Source organism: Kitasatospora sp. NPDC002551 (assembly GCF_040296005.1).
Classification (GTDB): domain Bacteria; phylum Actinomycetota; class Actinomycetes; order Streptomycetales; family Streptomycetaceae; genus Kitasatospora.
The window spans coordinates 1-5335 of the sequence record NZ_JBEOWI010000130.1 but is presented as its reverse complement, the minus strand read 5'-3'; the positions used below and the strand labels follow the sequence as shown (position 1 = coordinate 5335).

At 76.0% G+C, this 5335-nt stretch carries 2 protein-coding genes; both read right to left on the bottom strand.

Annotation, left to right across the window (positions count from 1 at the left end):
• Nucleotides 1–4094: type I polyketide synthase (locus ABT093_RS40340; RefSeq protein WP_350572494.1), on the bottom strand; the 4094-nt coding region annotated here is incomplete at its 3' end.
• Nucleotides 4095–4117: 23 nt separating this feature from the next.
• The coding region (locus ABT093_RS40335; protein ID WP_350572493.1) for a type I polyketide synthase at nt 4118–5335 on the bottom strand (1218 nt) is incomplete at its 5' end.

The following is a 5335-nucleotide window of genomic DNA, read 5'->3' as shown; positions in this document are numbered from 1 at the left end:
GGATCCAGAACCGGACCGGCATCAGCGGCCACCTCGGCACGGACCAGACGGGGCACGACAATCCCGCCATCACGCCAGGCCACCTGCGACTCGCCGGACGCGAGCAGGGCTCCCAGCACCGACGGCGCCGTCGCCGCGGCGGGGAAGTCCGGGCCCTCGCCGCCCAGCAGGACGATCCGGCCGGGCTGCTCCAACTGGACCGAACGGACCAGCCCCCACACCGCGTTGACCGCCGGGTCCTCCTCCGGCAGCCCGGTCGCGACCACCAGCGGCCCGCCGGAGCGGGTGGGGTCGGTGAGCCCGTCGCGCAGGAAGCCGGAGACCCGGCCGAGCAGTGCACGGGCCCCCTCCGGGCCGCCGGCCGCGTCGCCGGACAGGTCCAGCACCGCCGGGGCGTCGGCCGCGGGCGCCGGGGGCAGGACGAGCGGCGTCCAGCCGACCTGGTAGAGGTGCTCGCTCCCGGCCCCGGCGAGGGAGGTGAGCCGCTCGACGGGAACGTGACGAAGCGTCAGCGAACCGATCGAGGCCACCGGCAGCCCGGAGTGGTCGGTCAGGGCGAGCGAGAACGCGTACGGGCCGGTCTGCCGGACATGCACCCGCAGGGCGGCCGGGCGCGCGGCGAACACGGCCACGTCGCTCCAGGCGAACGGCAGCAGGACGTGGCCCGGCTCCGGATCGGCGACGGCGAGGAAGTTGCTGGCCTGGAGCGCGGCGTCCAGCAGAACCGGGTGGATCCCGTAGCCGTCGACCGCCAGACCTTCGGGCAGCGCCACCTCGGCGCGCACCTCGCCCTCGTGCCGCCAGACGGCGCGCAGGGCCTGGAAGGCCGGGCCGTAGCCGAAGCCCCGTTCGGCCAGCCCCGTGTAGAAGCCGTCCAGCTCGACGGCCTCGGCGCCCGACGGCAGCCACGGGCCGGCGGCCGGCGCGGCCGGCGCGGCGCCGGCCCCGAGGAAGCCGGTGGCGTGCCTGGTCCAGGCGGCGTCGTCCTGGCCGTCCTCGGGCCGGGAGTACAGGGCGAACGGGCGCCGGCTGTCCGCCGCCGCGTCGACGTTCACGTGCAGCTGCAGGGCGCCGCGTTCGGGGACGACGAGCGGCGCCTCGATCACCAGTTCCTCGACGGCGGACGCACCCGCCTCGTCGCCGGCCCGCGCGACCAGCTCCAACAGCGCCGCCCCCGGGGCCAGCACGGTGCCCGCGACGGCGTGGTCCGCGAGCCAGCCGTGGTCCTTCGGGTCCAGCCGGCCGGTGAGCACCACCCCACCCTCCGGCAGCGGCACGGCCGCGCCCAGCAACGGGTGCCCGACGGACGCGAGTCCGGCGGCGCCGACGTCGGCGGCGGGGCGGGTCTCCAGCCAGTAGCGCTGATGCTGGAAGGGGTAGGTGGGGAGGTCGGCGGGGCGCAGGGCGGCGGCGCCCGTGGAGGTCGCCGACCAGTCCACGGGGACGCCGTGGACGTGGAGTTCGGCGGCGGCCAGCAGGACACGGTCCCAGCCGCCGTCGTCGCGGCGCAGGGTGCCGGTGACCACGGTCGGGGCGTCGACGGCCTCGTCCAGCACCTCGACGATGCCGTGCGCGAGGACGGGGTGGGCGCTGACCTCGACGAAGCAACGGAAGCCCTCGGCCGCCAACGTCTGCACGGCTTCGCCGAATTGAACGGTCCGGCGCAGGTTGCGGTACCAGTAGCCGGCGTCCAGTTCGGGGCCCTCCAGCCAGCGGCCCTCGACCGTGGACAGGAACGGGACGGCGGCGGGCTGCGGCTTCACCGCGCCCAGCAGCCCGGCGAGTTCGTCCTCGATCGACTCGACGTGCGAGGTGTGGGAGGCGTAGTCCACCGGGACCCGGCGCACCCGCACGCCCTGCTCCTCCAGGGCGGTGACGAGGGTGTCCAGTGCGGCCGGGTCACCGGCGACCACCACGGAGGTGGGGCCGTTGACGGCGGCGACCTCGACGCCGTCCGGCAGCGTGCCGGCCAGACGCTCCAACGGCAGGGCGACCGAGACCATGCCGCCGCGCCCGGCCAGACCGCGCGCGATGGCCTGCGAGCGCAGGGCCACCACGGCGGCGGCGTCCTCCAGCGACAGGATCCCGGCGACATGGGCCGCCGCGATCTCGCCCTGCGAGTGGCCCACCACCGCGTCCGGGACCACCCCGAGCGAGGCCCAGACCCGGGCGAGACCGACGTTCACCGCGAACGACACCGGCTGGACGACATCGACCCGCTCCAGCAGAGCCGCGCCCTCGTTCACCACCTCCAGCAACGACCAGTCGACATAAGGCTTCAGCGCCCTCTCGACCTCCGCCAGCGCCTCCGCGAAGACCGGGGACTCCGCCAGCAGCCGCCGCCCCATCCCCGCCCACTGCGAACCCTGACCCGGGAAGACGAACACCGAACGCCCGCTCACCTCCGCCCGGCCCGTCACGACACCCGCCGCTTCCTCCCCCTTCGCCAGCGCCGCCAGCCCGGCGAGGGCCGCCGCCCGGTCGGTGGAGACGACCACCGCGCGCTGCTCCAGCGCGGCGCGCGTGGTGCGGAGGGTGCGGGCGGTGCGCGGCAGGTCGGCGTCGGGGCGGTCGGCGAGGTGGCGGCGCCAGCCGTCGGCCTGCGCGTGCAGCGCGGATTCGGTGGCGGCCGACAGGACGAGCGGCAGGGCGGCACCGGACGGCTCGGCCTCCGCCGGCGCGGTCTCCTCCGCCGGCGCGGTCTCCTCGGCCGGCGCCTGCTCCAGGATGACGTGCGCGTTGGTGCCGCTGACGCCGAAGGAGGAGACGGCGGCCCGGCGCGGCCGGTCCACCTCGGGCCAGGCCCGCCGCTCGGTGAGCAGCGCGACCGCTCCCGAATCCCAGTCCACCTTGGAGCTGGGCGTGTCGATGTGCAGCGACTTGGGCAGCACACCGTGCCGCAGCGCCTCCACCATCTTGATCACCCCGGCCGCACCCGCGGCCGCCTGGGTGTGCCCGATGTTGGACTTCAACGAGCCCAGCCAGAGCGGCTGTTCGGCCGACCGCCCCTGCCCGTAGGTGGCCAGCACCGCCTGCGCCTCGATCGGGTCCCCCAAGGACGTCCCCGTCCCGTGGCCCTCGACGGCGTCGACGTCGGCCGCCACCAGCCGGGCGTTGGCGAGCGCGGCCCGGATCACCCGCTCCTGGGACGGACCGTTGGGCGCCGTCAGACCGTTCGACGCACCGTCCTGGTTCACGGCCGAACCGCGGACCACGGCCAGCACCTCGTGCCCCAGCCGCCGCGCGTCCGACAACCGCTCCAGCAGCACCACCGCCACGCCCTCCGCGAGGCCCGTCCCGTCGGCCCCGTCGGCGTACGCCTTGCAGCGGCTGTCGCGGGCCAGGCCGCGCTGGGTGGCGAAGTCGACGAACACCTCGGGCGTGGCCATCACGGCGACGCCGCCGGCCAGGGCGAGCGTGCACTCGCCGTCGCGCAGCGCCTGCGCGGCCAGGTGGAGCGCGACCAGCGAGGACGAGCACGCCGTGTCCACCGTCACCGACGGGCCCTCCAGGCCCAGCGTGTAGGAGACCCGGCCCGAGGCCACCGAGCCCGAGTTGCCGATGCCGAAGTACCCCTCCAGGCCCTCCGGGAGGTTGAGCACGTGGTGCGCGTAGTCGTGGTACATCAGGCCCGCGTAGACGCCGACCGGCTGCCCCTTGAGCGAGGTCGGGTCGATGCCGGCCCGCTCCAGGGCCTCCCAGGAGGCCTCCAGCAGCAAGCGCTGCTGCGGGTCCGTCGCCAGCGCCTCGCGCGGCGAGATCCCGAAGAGCGCGGCGTCGAAGCCGCCCGGGTCCGCGAGGAAGCCGCCCTCCTCGGCGTAGGTCTTCCCGGCGGCGTCCGGGTCGGGGTCGTGCAGGCCGTCGACGTCCCACCCCCGGTCGCGGGGGAAGGGGCCCATGGCGTCCGTGCCCTCGCTGACCAGCCGCCACAGGTCCGCCGGGGAGGTGATGCCGCCGGGCAGCCGGCAGGCCATCCCGACGATCGCGACCGGCTCGGTGCGCCGGGCCTCGGCGTCGCGCAGGCGGCGCCGGGTCTGCTGGAGGTCGGCCGTGACGCGCTTGAGGTAGTCGCGCAGCTTGTCGTCGTTCGCCATGGGGTTCTTCCTCGTGTCCGTCATCAGGAAAGGCCGAGTTCGTTGTCGATGAGGTCGAAGAGCTCGTCGTCGGAGGCCGCGCCGACGTCGACGCCCGCCGTCTCCGGCTCCTCGCCCGCCGGCTCCGTCCAGCGGGCGGTGAGTGCCTCCAACCGGGCGGCCACCTGGCTCCGCAGGCCGTCGCCGGTCCCGGCGGTGGCGGCCAGGGCCTGCTCCAGCCGGTCGAGTTCGAGCAGCACGGGCGGCACGGGAGCGGCTCCGGCGAGGCCGAGCCGGTCCCGCAGGTGCTCCGCGACGGCGGTCGGCGTCGGGTGGTCGAAGACCAGGGTCGCCGGGAGCCGGACGCCGGTGGCCTCGGTGAGGCTGCTGCGGATCCGTACCGAGGTCAGCGAGTCGAAGCCGACGTCCTTGAACGCCTGGGAGGGCTTCACGGTCTCGTCGACGCTCTGGCCGAGGACCTTGGCGGCGCTGGCGCGGACCAGGTCCAGGAGCAGCCGCAGCTGTTCCGCCTCGCCCGCCGCGGCGAGCCGCCGGAGCAGGGCGTCCCGGCCGTCGCCGGTCGGTGCGGAGGCCGCGGTGGCGGTGCGGCGGGGGGCGCGGACCAGACCGCGCAGCAGCGGGTTCAGCTCGCCGCCCGCCGCCTGCGCCCGCAGCGCCGACCGGTCCAGGCGGGTCGGCACCAGCACCGGCTCCGGGGAACGCAGGCCCGCGTCGAACAGGGCCAGCGCCTCGTCCGTCTCCATCGCCGCCAGGCCGCCGCGCGCCAGGCGGGCGTGGTCCTGCTCGCCCAGGTGGCCGGTGAGCCCGCTGGCCTCGGCCCACAGGCCCCAGGCCAGCGAGACCGCCGGCAGACCCCGGGACCCGCGCCACCGCGCCAGCCCGTCCAGGAAGGCGTTCGCCGCCCCATACACGCTCTGCCCCGCGCTGCCGAACACCCCCGCACCCGAGGAGAACAGGACGAACGCCGCCAGGCCGAGGTGCTCGGTGGCCTCGTGCAGGTGCCACGCCGCGTCCGCCTTCGGGGCGAACACCTCGTCGAGGCGCTCCGCCGACTGCGCCTCGAACACCCCGTCCGCCAACGCACCCGCCGTGTGCACCACCGCCGTCAACGGACGGTCCGCCGGGACACCCCGCACGAGGCCCTCCACCACCGAACGCCGCGACACATCGGCCGCCACCACCTCCACCGACGCCCCGGCAGCGGACAGCTCCGCCACCAACTCCCCCGCACCCGGAGCACC